Annotated in this window: 21 protein-coding genes; 10 read left to right on the forward strand and 11 right to left on the reverse strand. The window is 41.5% G+C overall.

The window, feature by feature from the left end; all coding sequences use genetic code 11:
- Nucleotides 1-2: 2 nt before the first annotated feature.
- Nucleotides 3-374, reverse strand: coding sequence for a BlaI/MecI/CopY family transcriptional regulator (locus AC1DO4_RS03875; protein WP_477400913.1), 372 nt, complete (start codon nt 372-374; stop codon nt 3-5).
- Between the two features lie 167 nt (nt 375-541).
- Here AC1DO4_RS03875 and AC1DO4_RS03880 point away from each other — a divergent pair, with 167 nt between their 5' ends.
- Genes AC1DO4_RS03880 through AC1DO4_RS03890 form a run of 3 tightly spaced genes read left to right on the forward strand, consistent with a single transcriptional unit; the run spans nt 542 to nt 2949 of the window.
- On the forward strand, nt 542-1945 hold the full coding sequence (locus tag AC1DO4_RS03880) for an MBL fold metallo-hydrolase RNA specificity domain-containing protein (protein WP_477413158.1): 1404 nt from the start codon (nt 542-544) through the stop codon (nt 1943-1945).
- A 60-nt stretch (nt 1946-2005) separates the two neighbouring features.
- The gene (parS, locus tag AC1DO4_RS03885; RefSeq protein WP_477413160.1) at nt 2006-2497 is read left to right on the forward strand and encodes a type II RES/Xre toxin-antitoxin system antitoxin; all 492 of its coding nucleotides are present in this window, start codon (nt 2006-2008) and stop codon (nt 2495-2497) included.
- A gap of 2 nt (nt 2498-2499) precedes the next feature.
- Nucleotides 2500-2949, forward strand: coding sequence for an RES family NAD+ phosphorylase (locus tag AC1DO4_RS03890; RefSeq protein WP_477413162.1), 450 nt, complete (start codon nt 2500-2502; stop codon nt 2947-2949).
- A gap of 364 nt (nt 2950-3313) precedes the next feature.
- On the opposite strand, the gene AC1DO4_RS03895 is transcribed toward AC1DO4_RS03890, so the two are convergent.
- On the reverse strand, nt 3314-4876 hold the full coding sequence (locus AC1DO4_RS03895; RefSeq protein ID WP_477413164.1) for a M28 family metallopeptidase: 1563 nt from the start codon (nt 4874-4876) through the stop codon (nt 3314-3316).
- Between the two features lie 115 nt (nt 4877-4991).
- Between AC1DO4_RS03895 and AC1DO4_RS03900 the strand changes: the two genes are divergently transcribed.
- Nucleotides 4992-5198, forward strand: coding sequence for a hypothetical protein (locus AC1DO4_RS03900; protein ID WP_477413166.1), 207 nt, complete (start codon nt 4992-4994; stop codon nt 5196-5198).
- Nucleotides 5199-5657: a DUF6036 family nucleotidyltransferase gene (locus AC1DO4_RS03905; protein ID WP_477413168.1), complete on the forward strand. Its 459-nt coding sequence runs from the start codon at nt 5199-5201 to the stop codon at nt 5655-5657.
- A 114-nt stretch (nt 5658-5771) separates the two neighbouring features.
- On the opposite strand, the gene AC1DO4_RS03910 is transcribed toward AC1DO4_RS03905, so the two are convergent.
- From AC1DO4_RS03910 to AC1DO4_RS03920, 3 genes are all read right to left on the reverse strand, one after another.
- The gene (locus AC1DO4_RS03910) at nt 5772-6464 is read right to left on the reverse strand and encodes a response regulator transcription factor (protein WP_477400905.1); all 693 of its coding nucleotides are present in this window, start codon (nt 6462-6464) and stop codon (nt 5772-5774) included.
- Nucleotides 6465-6561: 97 nt separating this feature from the next.
- Nucleotides 6562-8361, reverse strand: coding sequence for a sensor histidine kinase (locus AC1DO4_RS03915; protein ID WP_477413170.1), 1800 nt, complete (start codon nt 8359-8361; stop codon nt 6562-6564).
- Between the two features lie 171 nt (nt 8362-8532).
- Nucleotides 8533-8898 carry a DUF3127 domain-containing protein gene (locus AC1DO4_RS03920; RefSeq protein WP_477400901.1) on the reverse strand — a complete coding sequence of 122 codons (366 nt, stop codon included), beginning with the start codon at nt 8896-8898 and terminating at the stop codon, nt 8533-8535.
- Between the two features lie 82 nt (nt 8899-8980).
- Between AC1DO4_RS03920 and AC1DO4_RS03925 the strand changes: the two genes are divergently transcribed.
- Nucleotides 8981-10153, forward strand: coding sequence for a THUMP domain-containing class I SAM-dependent RNA methyltransferase (locus AC1DO4_RS03925; protein ID WP_477413172.1), 1173 nt, complete (start codon nt 8981-8983; stop codon nt 10151-10153).
- 15 nt (nt 10154-10168) lie between these two features.
- Complete coding sequence (locus AC1DO4_RS03930; protein ID WP_477413174.1) at nt 10169-10666, forward strand: hypothetical protein; 498 nt, start codon at nt 10169-10171, stop codon at nt 10664-10666.
- Nucleotides 10667-10670: 4 nt separating this feature from the next.
- Here the strand turns inward: AC1DO4_RS03930 and cysM are convergent, their stop codons facing one another.
- Together cysM and epsC are read right to left on the reverse strand one after the other, a co-directional pair.
- Nucleotides 10671-11543 carry a cysteine synthase CysM gene (gene cysM / locus AC1DO4_RS03935; RefSeq protein WP_477413176.1) on the reverse strand — a complete coding sequence of 291 codons (873 nt, stop codon included), beginning with the start codon at nt 11541-11543 and terminating at the stop codon, nt 10671-10673.
- Nucleotides 11544-11571: 28 nt separating this feature from the next.
- A complete protein-coding gene (gene epsC / locus AC1DO4_RS03940; RefSeq protein ID WP_477413178.1) occupies nt 11572-12402 on the reverse strand; it encodes a serine O-acetyltransferase EpsC in 831 nt (276 codons plus the stop codon).
- A gap of 242 nt (nt 12403-12644) precedes the next feature.
- Here epsC and AC1DO4_RS03945 point away from each other — a divergent pair, with 242 nt between their 5' ends.
- From AC1DO4_RS03945 to AC1DO4_RS03955, 3 genes are all read left to right on the forward strand, one after another.
- Nucleotides 12645-13529, forward strand: a complete 885-nt coding sequence (locus tag AC1DO4_RS03945; RefSeq protein WP_477413180.1) for a sugar phosphate isomerase/epimerase family protein — start codon at nt 12645-12647, stop codon at nt 13527-13529.
- Nucleotides 13530-13644: 115 nt separating this feature from the next.
- Complete coding sequence (locus tag AC1DO4_RS03950; RefSeq protein WP_477413182.1) at nt 13645-13821, forward strand: hypothetical protein; 177 nt, start codon at nt 13645-13647, stop codon at nt 13819-13821.
- A gap of 19 nt (nt 13822-13840) precedes the next feature.
- Nucleotides 13841-14974, forward strand: coding sequence for an alpha/beta hydrolase fold domain-containing protein (locus AC1DO4_RS03955; RefSeq protein WP_477413184.1), 1134 nt, complete (start codon nt 13841-13843; stop codon nt 14972-14974).
- 102 nt (nt 14975-15076) lie between these two features.
- Here AC1DO4_RS03955 and AC1DO4_RS03960 read toward each other — a convergent pair whose 3' ends face one another.
- From AC1DO4_RS03960 to AC1DO4_RS03975, 4 genes are all read right to left on the reverse strand, one after another.
- Nucleotides 15077-16423 carry an MFS transporter gene (locus AC1DO4_RS03960; protein WP_477413186.1) on the reverse strand — a complete coding sequence of 449 codons (1347 nt, stop codon included), beginning with the start codon at nt 16421-16423 and terminating at the stop codon, nt 15077-15079.
- 100 nt (nt 16424-16523) lie between these two features.
- On the reverse strand, nt 16524-17318 hold the full coding sequence (locus AC1DO4_RS03965) for a molybdopterin-dependent oxidoreductase (protein WP_477413188.1): 795 nt from the start codon (nt 17316-17318) through the stop codon (nt 16524-16526).
- The gene (locus AC1DO4_RS03970; RefSeq protein WP_477413191.1) at nt 17299-18009 is read right to left on the reverse strand and encodes a cytochrome b/b6 domain-containing protein; all 711 of its coding nucleotides are present in this window, start codon (nt 18007-18009) and stop codon (nt 17299-17301) included. The genes AC1DO4_RS03965 and AC1DO4_RS03970 overlap by 20 nt, the downstream gene beginning before the upstream one ends.
- Before the next feature lie 94 nt (nt 18010-18103).
- The gene (locus AC1DO4_RS03975; protein ID WP_477413193.1) at nt 18104-18901 is read right to left on the reverse strand and encodes a DUF1223 domain-containing protein; all 798 of its coding nucleotides are present in this window, start codon (nt 18899-18901) and stop codon (nt 18104-18106) included.
- Nucleotides 18902-18907: the final 6 nt, after the last annotated feature.

Here is an 18907-nt window from a genome sequence, read left to right on the forward strand (position 1 = left end):
AATTACTTGTCTTTAAGTTTTTCAATCAGTTTCATGATCTCATCAGCCTCTTTCAGGTCGATCTTTTCTTTTTTTACAAAAAAAGAAAGCATGCGGTTTACAGAATTATCAAAATAGCCGCTCAGCAGTTTGTCCGAAGCAAAATCCTGGTATTGGTCTTTACTTACTACCGGATGATATTGATGGCTTTTTCCAAATGCCGTATGCCCTACAAATCCTTTTGTTTCAAGAATCCTGATAATGGTTGATACGGTATTATAGGCTGGTTTTGGCTCGGGTAATACGTCAATCACATCTTTTACATAGGCCTTTTCCAGTTGCCATAATACTTGCATAATTTGTTCTTCGGCGCGGGTTAATTCTTTAATTTCCATGTGCTTTGTAATAAATATTATTGATGCTTATTTAAAATCACATCAATTATCCAATTGGTTAAACTAAGGTAAATACTATAAATTAAAATAACAACTAAAAACTTAGTTTTATTGAAACTAAACTTTTAATCCTCATCTTCGTTAAGCTATTTCATACTAAATTATCAATGAATATAACCTTTCATGGCGCTGCCCGTAACGTTACCGGCAGCAAGCATCTTATCAGCTTAAAGGATGGTACCAGCATATTATTGGACTGCGGGATGTTCCAGGGCATGGGCGAAGAATCTGATGACCTGAACGAACATTTTGGATTCAATCCACAAAAGGTTGATCATATGGTGCTATCTCATGCGCATATTGATCACTGCGGATTAATTCCGCGTTTAGTTGCCGAAGGCTATAATGGCCCTATTTATTGCACATCGGCTACAATGGATCTGGCGCGAATTCTGCTGATGGATTCGGCGCATATCCAGATGCAGGATGTTGCCTATATCAACAAGCGCCGGGCGCGTAAAGGTCAACCCTTATTGGAGCCGCTGTATACAGATGAGCAGGCGATGGATGCGCTTAGGCTATTTAAAATTGTTGAATATAAGGAGGAGTTTGAGATTACCCCCCGGGTAAAGCTAAAGTTTACAGATGCCGGCCACATATTAGGCAGCGCGGTAGTGCATTTATCCATATTGGAAGATGGCAAGCCAACCCATATTACTTTTAGCGGTGATGTTGGACGATATGATGACATGCTGTTAAATGATCCGGAGGTATTTGACCAGTCTGATTATATTTTGCTGGAATCAACCTATGGCGATTCACTGCACAAGGATATCGGGCCTATTGAGGATGCCTTATTGGAGATTATTAAAGAAACCTGCGAGATTAAGCAGGGTAAAGTGATTATCCCGGCATTTAGTGTTGGGCGAACACAGGAGTTGCTATACGCTTTAAATGCCCTGGAGTTGAGAGGAGTATTGCCGGATCTGCCTTATTTTGTTGATAGTCCGCTATCAGAAAAAGCCACCCAGGTAATCATGGGCCACCCCGAGGTTTATAATAAAGCAGTGAAAGCCGTATTAAAAACCGACCCAAACCCTTTTGGATTTAAAGGACTCCGGTTTATTCAATCAACCGAAGAATCCATTGCCCTGAATGATAACCCAAGCCCATGTGTTATCATCTCCGCATCGGGCATGGCCGAAGCCGGCCGGGTAAAGCATCATATTAAAAAAAATATCGGCAATAATAAAAACACTATTTTAATGGTAGGCTACTGTGAGCCCAGCTCATTGGGCGGGCGTTTACTTAACGGGGATAAGGAAGTTAATATTTTTGGCGAAGCATACACCGTTAATGCCGAGGTAAAGTCCATCAGATCAATGAGTGCCCATGGCGATTATGAGGACCTGCTGCATTTTATGGCTTGCCAGGATCCTGAAAAGGTAAAAAGCATTTTTCTTGTACACGGCGAATACGAGGTACAGCAGTATTTTAGTGGAAAGCTAAAAGAGAAAGGGTTTAAACATATAGAGATACCCTACCAGCATCAGCGGATAGAATTACAATAAATGGAAAAATTTCTTTTATTTGTGGAAAAATTTCTATATTTGTTGTAGAAGATAAAACCAATGGCAAAGGTAAAAAAACAAGCAACCCTTAAAAAATCCCCTGTGATTTATAAGGATTTTGAAAAAGTTAGTTATGTTTCTGATTTTGAAGGTGTATACAACCGTCAGCCAAAATACACAGATGCTATCAGCTTGTTAAATCGGTCAAAAAGTGGACTGGATGCAAAAACCGCGCTTGATTTTTTATCATTATCGGGTTTTACCCAGGATGAATTCCAGGAAACATTTAAAACCACGGTTAAAACTATTCAAAACCATGTTAGCCGCGATTTAAAACTGGATGCCGCCTTAAGCGAAAAACTGCTTAAATCATTTGCGCTATTTGATACCGGTATAGAAATATTCGGCTCGGGCCAGGCATTTCATCAGTGGCTTAATACGCCGGCTTATGGCCTTGGCAACAGGCTGCCTTTTGATATAATGGATACCATAACAGGTATCCAGCTCATCGAAGAAGAGTTGATCCGTATACAATTTGGCGATCTGGCTTAACGATGCTTGTATACCGTATTGCGCTTGCAAAATATTCGGGTAAACTGGTAGCATCGGGCAGGGCCGCCAGGTGGAACCCTAATGATGTGGAGATGATATATACGGCCTCATCGCGGTCATTAGCCTGTCTTGAAAACGTGGTTCACCGTAACCAGGTTGGCCTCAACCTTGCTTTTAATGTAATGACCATTGAGGTGCCGGATACCTTACCGGTCATCAGTATTAAAAAGGAAGACCTGTCGCCAGACTGGCAGGAATATGACCGGATGTTGTTTACTCAAAACCTGGGCAATAAATGGATAGCAGACAAGCAGTCGGCTGTATTAGCAGTTCCATCCTCCATTATTGACGAAGAGGTCAACTACCTGATCAATCCTAAGCATGATGATTTTAAATCCATCCGCTTAGTTAAAACAGAACCATTTGTATTTGATAAAAGAATAAAGCAATAAAAAAAGCGATGCCAAAACAGCACCGCTTTTTTTATTGAATTTTTCTTTATAATTCTCAATTTTTCCCGTTTTTTCTCTTCTTTTTTTAAATACTTTCCTATCAAATAAGCTAATATAATTGATAGCCAAAGTATTGGTTTTTGCTTTGTTTGTCTCGCCCTGAAAAAAGTTTACACTTTTACTGATTAGTCCTGTTGTTAGTTTACATTTTGCTTTTTGCGTTTATGTAAACAGCTGAAAATCAGCCACCATAGCGTTCCGCCCTTGTTTTAAACTTTACCTAAATCATTGAGAGTCAAACAGAAAGGTGTTCCACCCGTTCCGCTGCGTTCCACCGTTCCGATGGAACACTTTAAAATGATATTTAGCGTGCCGGTTGCGGCTTAGGCAATTCTTTACGTGGTATCATTTCGGTACGTTGTGAGGTATTATAAACAAACGAGGCAATAATGGTAGCAGCTTGTTTAAGGTCATCCTCAATCAGGCGATCGTAAGTATCCTGGTTGCTATGGTGGGTGCGCGAACCATAATCAACAGCATCCTGGATAAACTGGAAGCCCGGGATCCCCACCGCATCAAATGATTGGTGATCTGTACCGCCTGTGTTGCTGATGGTTACCGTTGTAGCGCCCAAATCTTTAAAGGGCTCCAGCCAGGTTTTAAATATTGGCCCTGCAGCCGAATCGCCTTGCAAATAGATACCCCTTATTTTACCCGTACCGTTATCTAAATTGTAATATGCCGAAAGCTTTGCCTGCTCGGGCTTTAGCTGCATAGTTTTAGGATCGCCAAAGTGATTTAACACATAGCCCCGTGAGCCAAATAAGCCCTGCTCCTCTGAACTCCAGAGCGCAATACGAATGGTGCGTTTTGGTTTAAAACCGATAGCTTTTAGTATACGCATAGCCTCCAGCATTACCGCGCTGCCTGCGGCATTATCGGTAGCGCCGGTTGCTGCATGCCATGAATCAAGGTGGCCGCCAAGCATAACAACCTGGTCTTTTAGCTTTTTATCGGTGCCCGAAATTTCTCCAACTACATCATAACCCTGCATATCATCAGTAAAAAACTGAGTTTTTATGTCGGCCTCCACTTGTACCGGTTTACCTGCATTTACCAGGCGTAAAATGCGCTGATAGTCTTCGCTGCTGGTTTCCAGTTCCGGCGCTACGGCTTTAGCTGTATCGGCGTATGAAGCACCGTTTGTGGTAAATACAGTGCCATCTGTGCCTCTTCCCTGACTTAAAACCAAAGCAACCTTTTCCTGCAATAGAAACTCACCTAAAGACGCCCTGAATGCACGTAGTTTACGCATGGCAGCAAACTGGGGTGCGTTTGGATCAAACGCCCGGCGCTCGCGTGCAGGGGCCATAGTTGCCTTTTCCATGGTGGCCAGCTCCTCATCGGTATAACGGGCTGCATCAGATTTAAAAGTACGTTCGGTAAGTGGTTTGGTATCAAATATCACAACCTTGCCTTGCAGCTTGCCCTTGTATTTTTCCAAATCAATAGCAGAATCGGCTTTTACAACCATAACATCACCTTTGATCAATCCGCCGGTGCCAGGTGTCCAGGCTTTGGGGATAGCTATAATAGCATGATAGTATGGAACAGTAATAGCGGCATAGTTTTTTTGAACTTCCCATCCTTTACCAAACTTGCCCCATGGCTCTAATTTGGCGTTTACCATACCCCATGTTTTCAATTGCTCAACAGCCCAGTTTTGTGCACGTTTTAATCCCGGAGAATTAGCCAAACGGGGGCCGGATACATCGGTTAGGTAAAAAGCGGTTTCCATCACTTTGGAGTGATTTAAACCCTCGTCACGAATTTTTTGAACTATTGCCGGATCAACGGTTTCCTGTGCAAACAGCTGAGCGCTTATGCCCGCAGATAAGAGGCACGAAAAAAGTAGTTTTAGTTTCATAGTTAATAAATAATGAGATCAGTCTATAACAAACCTATTTATTAATCGGCATAAAACCATAACTGTGGCTTAACAAATTTGTTACATGTAAAAGTTTTTGCGGTATATTTGAACTATGAGCGATTTTAGATTAGACCGGACTGCTTTTAAAGCCCAGACAGCTAAAGAAGCCGCCGACCAAACAGGGTATTATAAACAGCTTACCTGGCAGGAAAGACTGCGCATAGCAAACTACCTAAATAGTGTTGCTTATAATTACCCGGAGAATAATCCTCCAAGGATGGATAAAACCGTGTTCAGTATCAGGACCAGGGAAAAATAGATGGGTAATATTTTCAATCAGGATTTCAGAGATTTTATTGACCAGCTTAATAAAAATGATGTTAAGTATGTGCTGATTGGTGGGTATTCTGTCATTTTACACGGCCACCCCCGAACTACTGGTGACATGGATATTTTGGTTGCAAAAACAGTTGACAATTATAAAAAGTTAAGAACCGCATTTTTGCATTTCGGTATGCCCGTTTTTGATATGACAGAGGAGAAGTTCTTAAATGAAAATATAGAGGTATTTACATTTGGCAGACCTCCGGCGTCTATTGATGTAATGACATCTGCACTGGGGGTTGACTTTGATTCCTGTTATAATAGCGCGATCTATTTTGAGGAAGATGGCTTACTTGTCAGAACTATTCATTTGAATGACCTTATTAGTGCTAAAAAGGCATCGGGCAGATATAAAGATCTTGATGATTTAGATAACTTAACTAAAAGGCATTAAATACGCATTCTATGCCACAAAAAAGCCATACAGTTTTAAACTTATGAATATGCCCTGGAAAATGTTTCAATTCAGCATCCAGAATAACCAAGGCAACAGATACCCGGACCGGGGTTAATTGATAAGCAATTTATAACCCCGGCCATGTACGTTAATGATCTCTACATTAGGGTCATCCTTTAAATACTTACGGATCTTGCTTAAAAACACATCCATGCTGCGGCCATTAAAATAATTATCATCATGCCAGATGTTAAGGAGGGCTTCTTCGCGGGTAAGTACCTCGTTTTTACGCATGCACAGCAGGCGGAGCAGTTCGGCCTCTTTAGTGGATAATTTTTGGTTCGATTCGCCAATGGTGATGATCTGCGAGGTATAATCAAACGAATAACGGCCTATTTTGAAGTTGGTTTGTTTTTCTTCTTCAGATTTTTCGGTTCCGCCGGTACGTTTAAGGAGGGCATTTATGCGCAGTAACAACTCTTCAATACGGAAAGGTTTGGTTATATAATCATCACCGCCAAGGTTAAAAGCCTGTGTTTTATCCTCTATCATGCTTTTTGCTGTGGCGAAAATGATAGGAACATTAGGATTTATCTTCCTGATATCTTTGCCTAAAGTAAAACCATCCTTTTTGGGCATCATTACATCAAGTATCAATAAGTCGTACATCTGTTTGGTGAAAGCACGCAGGCCTTCTTCTCCATCCTTGCACAAAACAACATCGAACTTACCTTTCAGCTGCAGGTAATCCTGCAACAGCAAACCCAAATTGGCATCGTCCTCAACCAGTAGTATTTTCTTCATGTTTTTTTGCCCGGAAATCCGATATTCGGAAGGTCCGGAAGATTTTATTTCAATTATTTACTTCCGGATTTTACTGTCTCCCGGACTTTCCGACTCCCTACGCCAACCCAAATTTCAATTCAAATTCCGACCCTTTTTCCTTTTCGGATCTTACGCTTATGGTACCATTCAAGCGTTTAACTATGGTGTTTACATAGCTTAAGCCAAGGCCGAAACCTTTTACATCATGAAGGTTTCCTGTTGGAATGCGATAAAACTGCTCAAATATTTTTGTCTGCTGATCGCGGCTCATCCCAATACCTTTATCAGCAACTTTTATAATAATCTGCCCGTTCCTGTTAACCGTGCTGATGGTAATTTCCGGATGGTCAACGCTATACTTAATGGCATTGTCTATAAGGTTGTACAACACGTTCGAAAAATGCAGCTCGTCAGCTATGATAACGGCATGCTCTGCATCCAATTCAAGGGTTGTTTTGGCATTGCATTTATGCAGTTTAAGTGCCATGCTATCCAATACAACGGCTATCATATCGTTTACATCAAGCGGTTTTTTGTCGAGCTTAAAATCATTCTTTTCTATGCGGGCAATATTAAGTACTCTTTCTATATGGCTTCCTAAACGTTCGTTCTCTTCAAAAATTATATTGGCAAGGCGCGATACCCGGCTTTGGTCGTTTGTAATTTCGGTATCTTTTAAAGCCTCGCTTGCTATCATGATGGTTGATACAGGGGTTTTAAACTCGTGGGTCATGTTGTTGATAAAGTCTATTTTCATCTCCGATACCTTTTTTTGTTTTAGGATAGAAAATATAGTGTATCCGAAGCAAAATATAAGCACCAGCAACAAACCGCCTGTGGTGCCCATTGTAGCAGTCATATGGCTTAATATAAGTGAGTTTTTTTGAGGGAATGTAAGCTTTATTTTGCCTGGATCATTGATCACATCCTTACTGAAAATAGGGGTTTGGTAGGTATTTGCAGCTATAAATACAGGCTTGTTACCTTCCAGGTCATTGGCGCTTGAAAATATAAGTGAATCATTATTGGCCGTTGAAACTTCATAGCTAAAAGGCAGGTACACTCCTTTATTATGGAGTTCGAACCGGAGTAAGGAATCAATCCAAAACCGACTTAGGCGTTTGGTTAGCGGCTGCCCGGATTTCCGATAATCCTCTGCCAGGTTTTCGATAACGCTAATTTTGCTATTATTTAAATTTTGGAGGGAATCAGTCTCCAGCATTTTTTTGATCTGGTAAACTTGTTTTTCCTTTTGTTTACGTCTTTGCTCGCGCTCCCAAAGGGGGTTGGGTATAAGTTGCAGTGTTAACTGCTTGCCTATCATTGGGTCTTGGTAAAAATACCTGAGCGTATCATATTTGTGTAGCTTTTTGGGTATTTTAATTTTTGTTATGCGTGTTCTTACAGCTTGCGGGGTAAACCTTACATGCACAACCCCAAATTCGTCTGTTTGCTCTTCAACGCTGAAATCAATGGTACCCTCCTGCATTAATAAATTGCTCAACTCATCATCCAGCTTTTTGTGCATGATCATTCGTTCAAGGCTATCACGCAAAAGGGCAATCCGTCGTTGTTTATAAGTTGTCTTTTTCTTTGAGTTTAAGTCGTATGCCTTGTTTGAATTACTTTTAACAATTTTAATTCCCCCTTCATCTACCTCCGTATCTTTATTTTGAGCTCTTGAACTTAAAAAATTATTGGCATCCTGTTTGGTTACTTTTGATACCACGTTATTGAGCGCTTCGTTAACAGAACGGTCAAATAGTTCGGATTGCATCTGGTACGATTGCCTTAAAAAGTACAATTGCATGGCCATTACACCTAAAAGTGCAAGTCCCATTAGTCCAATAATCAATCCTATGCTTCTTTTCTTCATTTGTTAACAAACAAAATTATTTTAAATAACCCAACAAAAGGGGCATTTAACAAAATTTAACAATTGTTAATATACAATAACGGTTTGAAGAATAGGGTATTGCTGTTTGATATGTAACGAAAAAAGCCCCTTTAATAAAAGGAGCTTTTAAATATCTAATGTGCAACCCGATTAAAACGGCAGGTCGTCATCATCACTTGATGAACTGATATCAGCTGCCGGCGCTGCATATTCTGGGGTTGAGGCGGCACCTGCACCCGACAAAACGTTAATTTTCCATAACTGCAATGAGTTGAAATAGCTTTTCTTGCCTGTTTTATCAGTCCATGGACGGCCTTTCAGGTTAAAGAAAACTTCAACGTCGTCACCAATTTTTACGTTGTCCATTAACGCGCAACGATCCTGTATGGCTTCAAACTTTAAATATTCGGGATACTGTGGATTCTCAACATACTCAATTATCAGTTCACGCTTTTTTAGTGACTCTGTTACCTGCTGTGTTGGCGACACCTCATGTACTTTACCTTTAACTTCCATAATCTTAAAAAATTTAAAATGTAAAGTTAATGCTTAGGAAATTAAAATAGGGGCTTTTTAATTCATAAATTCGCAAAATATTATGCAAGTTTTCCACAACGAGAGTAAAATAATAATTACCTGTAATAAAAGGCTGTCGGGCTACCTTCAACAGGAAGTAGAAGAATTGGGCTATACGCCAACCCGCGTTTTTCAAACCGGGGTTGAGCTTAAGGGCACGGTGGCTGATACTATAGCCCTTAATTTAAACCTGCGCTGCGCAAGCCAGGTGCTTTACCTTATAAAAAGCTTTAAGGCCGATGATCCTAAACAGCTATATGATGAACTGGTAACCATTGAATGGGAGAAGTTAATAGATTTTAGCGGCTATTTTTCTGTAACATCAAACGTTAATAACGAGCATATACTTACGCCATTGTTTGCCAATGTGAAAGTAAAGGATGCCATTGTTGACAGAATTAAATCTGTGAAAGACATCAGGCCTAATTCTGGCTCGGAGGCAAATAAGACGCTGGTACACCTTTACTGGCAGGATAGTGATGCGGATATTTTTATGGATACATCGGGCGAAACACTTGCCAAGCATAGTTACCGTAAAATACCGGGCAAGGCTCCTATGCTGGAAGCTTTAGCCACATCAACCATTATGGCCACCAATTGGGATAGGAAGAGTACTTTCATTAACCCCATGTGCGGATCTGGTACACTGGCTATTGAAGCAGCCTTGCTGGCTACAGATAAACATCCGGGCTTATTTAGGATGAACTATGGTTTTATGCATATTATGGGGTATGACGAGACCGTGTTTTTTGCCGAACGCCGCAAATTAAAAGATAAGGCAAAAAAAGAAACCGGCTTTAAAATTATAGCTACCGATATATCTGAAGACGCGATTGATATAGCCCAAAAAAATGCAAAAACAGCCGGTGTAGAACATTTGATTGATTTTGCTGTTTGTGACTTCGAAGACACTGAAGTGCCCGGGGATGCTGGTGTTGTAATGTTTAACCCGGAATATGGTGAACGTTTAGGCGTACACAGCAAACTGGAGGTTACTTACAAAAGAATGGGCGATTTCCTGAAAAAGAAATGCCTGGGATACAGGGGATATGTTTTTACCGGCAATCCCGACCTGGCGAAAAAGATAGGTTTGCGCCCATCAAGAAGAATAGAATTTTACAATGGTAAACTGGATTGCCGCTTATTTGAATATGAGCTGTATGAAGGAAGCAAAAGAGAACCCAAAGAAGAATAACCAAAAAAAGAATAAATGAAAAAGATCATATTAATTGTCGCCGCCGTTTTATCGTCAGTTTATAGTATGGCTCAAACAGAGCAGGTATTCCCTTTCCAGGGCGGAGCTCCGGTAATGACCTCTTTTTTCAGGGATAGCCTGAAAGTATCGCCCGAGATAGTTAGCAAGAAGGCAACCGGAACAGCCGTTTTTAAATTTACAGCTGATGAAAAGGGCACTATTAAAAGGATTGTTGTTTATTATGCTGATGATTACATATTAACTACTCCGGTTATTGAAGCGCTTAAAAAATCCAATCATAAATGGATCATTCCCGATCATGAGAAAGCACATGATTTTGTGATCCCGTTTTCGATAGGATTTAATCAGCCGCCTATCCCAAGTAAAGCTTTGTTGAAAGAGGTTTATGAATTTTATGCTAAACGCAAGCCTATCTTATCAACCAACCAGGTGCCTATGGATAATGCTACCTTGCTGCCAACAGTGGTTATCAATTACGATTTAGGTAAGTAATAAACTACCCGAAAAGCTCGCTGCTTAAATACCGGTCGCCGCGATCACAGCAGATAAATACAATTATGCCTTCTTTTAATTCGGTTGCTAATTTTATGGCTGCTGATAAGGCGCCGCCACTGCTCATGCCGGCAAATACACCTTCAACCTTAGCCAGTTTACGGGCCATTTGGGTAGCCTCTTCTTCAGAGATATCCATCACCCTGTCAACTCTTGAAGCGTCAAATATTTTTGGCAGGTAAGCAGCCGACCACCTGCGGATTCCCGGGATAGATGAGCCTTCAGTAGGCTGGCAGCCCACTATCTGTATAACTGGATTTTGTTTTTTAAGGTATATGGAGCAGCCCATAATGGTGCCCGTTGTACCCATTGCGCTTACAAAATGGGTTATTTTGCCTTCAGTATCCCGCCAAATCTCGGGCCCTGTAGTTTTAATATGAGCTCCGTAATTATCTGGATTTCCAAACTGGTTTACTAAATAAAATTCACCAGTAGCTGCTTTTTCTTCGGCATAATCACGGCAAAGTTCAATGCCTTCCAGCAAGGTTACTTTAGCACCAAAAGCCTCCATAGTAAGCGTTCGTTCGCGGGTGGAATTTGATGGCATTACCAGCTCAATTTCCAGGTCAAACAGGCGGGCTATCATGGCCAGTGCTATACCGGTATTGCCGCTGGTAGCTTCAATAAGCTTAGTGCCCGGCTTAATATCGCCACGTTCAATAGCGCTTCGGATCATGTTAAGCGATGCACGGTCCTTAACACTGCCGCCGGGATTATTACCTTCCAGCTTGGCAAATATTTGTACGTTGGGATTAGGGTTTAGCTTTTTTATTTCAACCATAGGCGTATTGCCTATCAGATCAATCAGTGCAGCCATAATTCGTTTTCGTTGTAGGAGATGTAATTTATTTATTTTCTCCAAAGATCCGCCTGCTTAACTTTTTAAGTATGCGGATCTTTGGTGTGTGGTATACCCTTGAGTTAGGGGGAAGGCTTTTGGTAAGCCAAACATTGCCCCCAATTATACTATTATTGCCAATAACCGTTTCACCACCCAGTATAGTAGCGCCCGAGTATATAACTACATTGTCCTCAACAGTAGGATGACGTTTGGTGAATGCCATACTTTTATCAACACTTAAAGCACCAAGGGTAACACCCTGGTATAATTTTACGTGTGAGCCGATACTGCAACTTTCGCCTATGACAATGCCTGTACCATGATCTATATAGAAATACTCGCCGATAACTGCTGCCGGGTGTATATCAATACCTGTTTTGGAGTGCCCATATTCGGTTAATATCCTCGGGATTAAGGGAACATCACTTACATACAAACGATGCGCCAGCCGGTACAGCGAAATGGCAAAAAAGCCCGGATAGGTTCTGATAACCTCAAACTCGCTGCGTGCAGCCGGGTCTCCATTAAATATGGCCTGGATATCTGTGTTGAGTACCTGGTAAAGTTGCGGCAGTTGTTCAAAAAAATCAGCGGCACGCTTCTTATTATCACAGTCGCCGCACGCTTTTGTGGCCTCCATGATGCTGTAAAGTTCGGCCTCCAGTAAAACAAACTCCGCCTTCAACTCATCAACAGTTGCAAACATTTTTGCTGTTTGTTCGGGGTACAATAAATGAATGACCCGTAGCGCCCACCTGGTAATTTCCTTATTTGAAGGGATATACTCAAGTTTTTGCTGCTTGTTAAAAATTTGCTGATAAAACTCCGGACTCATGTTTTACGACTGGGTGTTTATGATAAACAACTATTTACACTGCAAGTTTATGGAAAAGAATCTTGTTTATATGTAAAAAGGTCTACTTAATTGATGGATATAATAATACAGGAATACTATTTATACCGAAATGGTAACAATTATTATATATTCTTCTAAACCATTCAAATTATTTCAAGTCTTTGGTTTTGGTATGGCTAATACGCTATATTTACAGTAACCAATTACTAAAACGAAAAACAATGACTACCAGACGCTCATTTCTCAAAACTTCGGCGGTGTTTACAGCCGGGCTTTTAGCAGCGCCCCGCTTATTTGCTTACGACAAAAAACAAATAGGCTTGCAGCTTTATACAGTACGCGATGCTATGGCAAAAGACCCAATAGCAGCATTGGCAAAAGTAGCCAAATTAGGTTTTACCTCTGTTGAGGGGGCTACTTATACAGGCTCCCAATTATTTTATGGCATGAACGCCAAAGGATTTTTAAGTGTTTTAAACCAGGAAGGCCTGATCATGCCAAGTGCGCATTATCGCCTTGGTGAGGAACTGGTTAACGGTGAATCGCAAAAAGGCACTATTTTAAACGACTGGAAAAAAGCCGTTGACAATGCCGCTGCTGTAGGCGTTAAATATATGGTATGCGCTTATTTATCCCAATCGGAGCGTGGTGACCTTGATCATTATAAAAATATAGCCAATATGCTTGATGTTGCAGGTGATACCTGTAAAAGTGCGGGGATACAGCTATGCTACCACAACCATGATTTTGAATTTGTGCAGCAGGATGGAAAATATCCTTATGAAATATTATTGACCAACACCGACCCCAACCTGGTAAAAATGGAAATGGACCTGTACTGGACAACCAAAGCCGGGCAAGACCCCATAGCCTTGTTCAATAAATATCCTGGTCGTTTCCCGCTGTTGCATGTTAAGGATATGGACAAAACTCCTGAAAAGAAATTTACAGAAGTAGGCAATGGTGTTATCGACTTTAAAAAGATTTTGGCACAATCAAAAAAAGCAGGCATGAAATACTTTTTTGTTGAGCAGGACGTATGCCCCGGCGATCCGTTTGACAGTATTGCGCAAAGTATCGGATACATTAAAAAGAACCTGGTATAAAAACTTTGTTACAAGCATAAAATATAAGCCATCACATACCCAAACAGTGTGATGGCTTTTTTATTTTTACATAGGTTAAAATCGCTTGCAATCAAAATTTTCGCACATTATAGAGATGAACACCACCACAATAAAATATTTGCTCATTATTCTGGCTGTTTCGTTCTTATTTTCGTGCGTGGCACAGGCCCAAACAGATAAAGAATTATTAGCAGGCAATTCTTTGCCAGATGCCAAAGCCTGGAAAATGGTAACGGGCAGGGCTAAAACAATGGTAACGTGTGGATTGTGAGTAACTATAAAAAAGCCGCATGATCCGTTTTATAATCTGCATTTTACTATTGCTCATATCGTCACTTACTATTTTAAAAGCATTCGAATTACATATATGGATGCTTGCCATTATTGCCACCGAGTTTTGCTGGATATTTATCATACTTACTTTGATAACCCTGTTAGCCGGTTTTTACACCTCAAAATACCAGCTCGCGGGTACCATCGCCGGTATTATAGCCTTGGTGTTATTTACGTCTCCAATAGTAAGGGCTTACCATTTGGCAGACAGTTTAAAACAAAATTTCCAGGCTGCGTTTGGGCCTGCCAGCACTGTTATTAATGGGATTGATACCCCGTCTCCTTACAGTTTCTGGAATATGTTTAAGAGCAATAAAGAGGTTGCCGGCAGGACTATCACTTATAACAGCTCCCCGGGCTTAAACTTGTATCTGGATTATTTTCCCGCTCAAAGAGCTGGTAAGAGGCCATGCGTTGTAATAGTTCACGGAGGCTCCTGGAGTAAAGGAGATAGTAAGCAATTACCAGAGCTAAACAGCTACCTGGCTATAGCTGGCTACAATGTAGCCGCTATAACCTATCGTCTTGCACCTAAATATCAAGCCCCTGCTCCTGTAGAGGATGTTCGCAACGCTATAGCCTACCTGCGCAGGCATGCGGCCGAATTAAATATTGATACTAATAATTTTGTTTTACTGGGCCGTTCGGCCGGGGCGCAGATAGCTTTACTGGCTGCTTATACATTGCATGAGCCGGGTGTAAAAGCTGTGATTGATTATTATGGCCCGGCCGACATGGTTTGGGGATACTCCATACCAACAAGTCCGCTGATTATGGATTCACGTAAGGTGATGCGTGATTATATCGGCGGCAGCTACCAGGAGGTTCCTCATAAATTTGCAGCTTGCTCGCCGCTTGAATTTGTGAGCAGGTATTCTTTGCCTACTTTAATTATCCATGGAGATAACGATATACTTGTATCGCCCGAGCATAGCCGCCGATTGAATTTAAAGCTTGAACAAAACGGCATCAGGCATTTTTTATTGAAGCTGCCCTGGGCTACCCATGGCTTTGATTACAATTTAAACGGCCCGGGCGGTCAACTGGCTACCTATACTGTTGAGCGCTTTTTAAATACGGTGACCAAATAAATATAAGAAGGGGCTTTGATAATTGCGAGGCCGGTTTCGAAATGTCAACAGTGTAGTGTATTCTGTATGTACAATACCAACCGTTCACTTAATAAACCCCAATCAACCCCTTACCCTTGCTTCTTTAAACCTGCTAAAAAATACAATAGCCAGCAGGCATAGCACACAGCCACAGATACCGTTAAGGCGTAGACCATAATCATGTCCAGGGTCTTTTCCGTACACTGTTAAAAATGCAAACAGGGCTATCCCCAGTGTTTGCCCTAATTTTACAAACAGGTATTTTACCGCAAAAAACATCCCTTCGCTGTTTTCGCCTGTTCGTTCAGCATCGTTCTGGGCTATTTCGGCAAGTATTGCATTGGGTAATATGCCCAGCGAGGCCAGCGGGAAAGAAGCGCTTAATACCAGCATATAAATTTGTGCGGTTGGCGATATCGGAAATTTACCAAGGAAAAATATCGCCACAAAAATGAGGCTCAGCAGGCCAAAGGAAAAAAGCACAATGGGTTTTTTCCCTATTTTTTTCGACAGGTAATTAATGAAAGGATAAAATACAAGCGAAAATAATACCATTGATCCCATCAGTATGCCCCCCATAGATTCTGGCAGGTGTAGTAATACTGTCAGGAAGAACAATAATCCGCTTGATATGATACTCAACGACATATAGTACGAGAAATCGGAGATCAGGTAGTATTTAAAATTACGGTTGCCGAAGGTTTTCCCGATAGCTGCCAGCAAAGGCAAATGAGACGGTGTAATGTTTGAATACTTTTTTTCCTCAATAGCTAAAACCGGGATTAGCATGATCAGGCCTGCAAAGCCACATAACCCCCAAATAGTATGCTGCACAGCTGAATTGCGATCTGTTACATGAAAAATGTGTTGCACCAAATCAGCAAAGTTATTCACCAATGCCGATATAATGATACCTATAACGAAACCTACCTGTTGCAGGGATGAAAGTTTTACCTTTTCGGCAGCGGTATTTGTGAGCTCGGGCAATAAGGCATTATAGGGAATAATGTAGCTGGTGGCGGCCATAAAAAAGCATACAAGCGTGAACGAGATCCAGGCTGCATTGTCTATACTTTCGGCCTTTACCAGGGGGCAAAACGTTAGCGCGCAAAAAACAACAGCCGGTAAAATTGTCCATTTCATAAATGGTATTCTACGGCCCCTGGGGTTGGTGCTTTTATCGCTCAATGAGGCAATTAGGGGGTCAAAAACCGCATCAACAAACCGGCCCGAAGCAGCAATGATCGACATGATGTTAAGCACGCCAAATACCAGCAATTGCGGTACAAGCGGAATTAATCCCGAGTTGGAGGGAGGCAGATAAAAATACGGCAGCATCACAATTATTATATTGGTCATGATACTCCAGCCTATCATCCCGCAGGCATAAGCAAGCTGTTTTGAAAGAGGGAATTTGGCAACCAGCATTTTGTGCAATATGCAAATATTAACTCAATAGCGGCAATAAACTTCTTTACAAGGCCCTATTTTATTCACATTTGCTTAGCTGGTAAAGCCCGGCGCGCGGTTATAATCCCGAATAATAATCGTAACCCCGCTCGGCCCAGTAATCGTGCGGGCGCTTATCGCTAAAAGAGATGCTGCCTATACGTTTCAGGTTTTTGATGCCGTATTTTACCGGGATTATAAGTCTTAATGGTGCGCCATGTTTTGGTTGCAATGGTTTTTCATTCATCTCGTAAGCCAGCATTGTTTGTGGGTGCAAGGCACTGGGCATATCAATACCAACATAGTATCCTTTATCCGGAGTTTCCATCCCAACATATTCCAGCCGGGTTTCATCATCCAATTTAAAATGAGCTATAAAATCACTGAACTTAACACCACCCCAATGCGAGATCTGGTCCCAGCCCTCAACGCATTTAAAATCAAAAATGATATCGGTTTTGGGCAGGGCTTTAATATCATCCAGGCTGATGTTCAGCACCTCGCCCGATTGTTTTTTTACCTGCAGCCTCCAGGTTGCTATATCTATTTTCCCTCCCGATCCTATGTCGCTGTTATGGCGTACATTTTTGGCGGCCATTTCTTTTGGATAGGTTTTTACCAGGTGATTATTACTGAAAAAATTACGGAAAACCAGCTCGGTTTTATTCAAAGCTCTTCGTAAAGGCTTGTGTGCGCCTGCGGTAATGCCAATAGCTTCGTTGGGCGAGTTATATAGCCATTTCCAGCCACCATAAGCAGCTCCCGATAGTACGATGAAACTGCCAAATGATATAAAATTACGCCTCGTGATCTTTTGCTCAACCGTAAGCGTTTTTTTGGGGGCTTTATTTTTTTTACTGAATGGGTTTTTCATCGGTTGGAGTTGGGGTTTCACTAATTGGTTTGGGATCGGGCTCATTTATCACTTCAAACCCGGATATAACCGATCTGAAATTGTTCCACCCTGCAAGCAGCACCTGTACTATGTGGATCAAAAAGAAAAACACATAGCCGATGGTAAGGGCGAAATGCAGGATGCGTGCAAAATGATATCCGCCGCAAATCCAGGTTAAATAATAAAACTGAACGGGTTTATAAATAGCAAGCCCGGTTATTAACGAGCCAAAGCCCATCACTATAATTGCTGTGTATGCAATGCGCTGGGCTGCGTTATACTTATTTTGAGGCGGGGCCATTTTCCTGATGTGCAGGTCGTGAAGCAATACCAGCCATGCCTCTTTAAACGATTTTTTTTGCGGAACAAGCTCACGCCACTCGCCCGATATAATTGTGTACAGTATATACACCAAACCGTTAAGGGCAAAGGCCCACATAAACAGGAAATGAAAGGCCATACCTTCAGCCAGGCGATGCGGTATGTTAAACGTTTTATAAAACCCCGCCGGGAAAAAGCTAAAAAATGTATGCCCGAACAACATTATTTTATACTCGTCGTTGGCCCAGTAAATTAACATCCCGCTCCATATCATAATGGTGAGTATCGGGAAGTTTACCCAATGTGTCCACCGCATGGCTAAAGGATGTTTTTCTTTTATTACTTTCATTTAAAGAGGAGTTTTGGTTGGTAAAAATACCTGTAACCGGTTAATTTAAACAGGTACAGGCCACATTAATAAAGTGAAAACAAACAACAATACATTATTTACCCGCGCTATTAGTATCAAATGATGATTTGGCCGCAGCTGAAATTGCACCGTTACCTGTATTTTGTACAAAGCCGATCACTTCAAATCCCTGCAGGTTAAAACCTTGGGGCAGGGCAATGGTAGCGTAACCCTTTCCACCGGTACTTATTGGCAGGCTTTGCATTTTGCGAACAATTTGTATATGCGATAATGTTCTGCCACCATTTTCACCTCGTTGTACTTTTGTTTGTGCAGCTTTTTGTACAAGAGCCAAAAACAGGATGGCATTCTTTTCTGCTCCTTCGGTATGGTACTGTATGGTAACATGATCCTGGTTTTTTTGAGCATTAAGGGTTAGTGTCCCGGTTGGGGCCGTACGCAGGCCAGCGGTGATAGCAATGCGTAGTGTGCCTTCCTGCGAACCTACAAACTCTTTTTTGCCGTTAACCACAACCTGTGGTGTATAAACCGATTGTAGCTTTAACCAGCTGGCATACTTATTTTGTCTTTTTGAATAATCGGCACTGCTAAAAACATCTTTCCAGCCCAGGCGGTTCCAATAATCAACATGATAGGCCAGTATATAAACCTGCTTGTCGCTGTCTTCTTTCTGTATTCGTGCCAATAGTTCATCAGCCGCCGGGCAGCTGGAGCAGCCTTCTGATGTAAACAGTTCAATTACGGCAAAACCATTACCTGCTGTTTCAACCGCACTTTTTTTAATATCGCTTTTATGATTGATAAATGCCGCCGACACCAAAACTGCAATTGCAAGACAGGTGGTAAGGGCAAATATTTTAATCGATCTCATATTTTA

This window comes from Mucilaginibacter sp. P5_A6, assembly GCF_056400585.1.

Coding starts and splice junctions, on each gene's coding strand:
- AC1DO4_RS03875 (WP_477400913.1), bottom strand. CDS start 374: ATGGAAATTAAAGAATTAACCCGCGCCGAAGAACAAATTATGCAAGTA.
- AC1DO4_RS03880 (WP_477413158.1), top strand. CDS start 542: ATGAATATAACCTTTCATGGCGCTGCCCGTAACGTTACCGGCAGCAAG.
- parS (WP_477413160.1), top strand. CDS start 2,006: ATGGCAAAGGTAAAAAAACAAGCAACCCTTAAAAAATCCCCTGTGATT.
- AC1DO4_RS03890 (WP_477413162.1), top strand. CDS start 2,500: ATGCTTGTATACCGTATTGCGCTTGCAAAATATTCGGGTAAACTGGTA.
- AC1DO4_RS03895 (WP_477413164.1), bottom strand. CDS start 4,876: ATGAAACTAAAACTACTTTTTTCGTGCCTCTTATCTGCGGGCATAAGC.
- AC1DO4_RS03900 (WP_477413166.1), top strand. CDS start 4,992: ATGAGCGATTTTAGATTAGACCGGACTGCTTTTAAAGCCCAGACAGCT.
- AC1DO4_RS03905 (WP_477413168.1), top strand. CDS start 5,199: ATGGGTAATATTTTCAATCAGGATTTCAGAGATTTTATTGACCAGCTT.
- AC1DO4_RS03910 (WP_477400905.1), bottom strand. CDS start 6,464: ATGAAGAAAATACTACTGGTTGAGGACGATGCCAATTTGGGTTTGCTG.
- AC1DO4_RS03915 (WP_477413170.1), bottom strand. CDS start 8,361: ATGAAGAAAAGAAGCATAGGATTGATTATTGGACTAATGGGACTTGCA.
- AC1DO4_RS03920 (WP_477400901.1), bottom strand. CDS start 8,898: ATGGAAGTTAAAGGTAAAGTACATGAGGTGTCGCCAACACAGCAGGTA.
- AC1DO4_RS03925 (WP_477413172.1), top strand. CDS start 8,981: ATGCAAGTTTTCCACAACGAGAGTAAAATAATAATTACCTGTAATAAA.
- AC1DO4_RS03930 (WP_477413174.1), top strand. CDS start 10,169: ATGAAAAAGATCATATTAATTGTCGCCGCCGTTTTATCGTCAGTTTAT.
- cysM (WP_477413176.1), bottom strand. CDS start 11,543: ATGGCTGCACTGATTGATCTGATAGGCAATACGCCTATGGTTGAAATA.
- epsC (WP_477413178.1), bottom strand. CDS start 12,402: ATGAGTCCGGAGTTTTATCAGCAAATTTTTAACAAGCAGCAAAAACTT.
- AC1DO4_RS03945 (WP_477413180.1), top strand. CDS start 12,645: ATGACTACCAGACGCTCATTTCTCAAAACTTCGGCGGTGTTTACAGCC.
- AC1DO4_RS03950 (WP_477413182.1), top strand. CDS start 13,645: ATGAACACCACCACAATAAAATATTTGCTCATTATTCTGGCTGTTTCG.
- AC1DO4_RS03955 (WP_477413184.1), top strand. CDS start 13,841: ATGATCCGTTTTATAATCTGCATTTTACTATTGCTCATATCGTCACTT.
- AC1DO4_RS03960 (WP_477413186.1), bottom strand. CDS start 16,423: ATGCTGGTTGCCAAATTCCCTCTTTCAAAACAGCTTGCTTATGCCTGC.
- AC1DO4_RS03965 (WP_477413188.1), bottom strand. CDS start 17,318: ATGAAAAACCCATTCAGTAAAAAAAATAAAGCCCCCAAAAAAACGCTT.
- AC1DO4_RS03970 (WP_477413191.1), bottom strand. CDS start 18,009: ATGAAAGTAATAAAAGAAAAACATCCTTTAGCCATGCGGTGGACACAT.
- AC1DO4_RS03975 (WP_477413193.1), bottom strand. CDS start 18,901: ATGAGATCGATTAAAATATTTGCCCTTACCACCTGTCTTGCAATTGCA.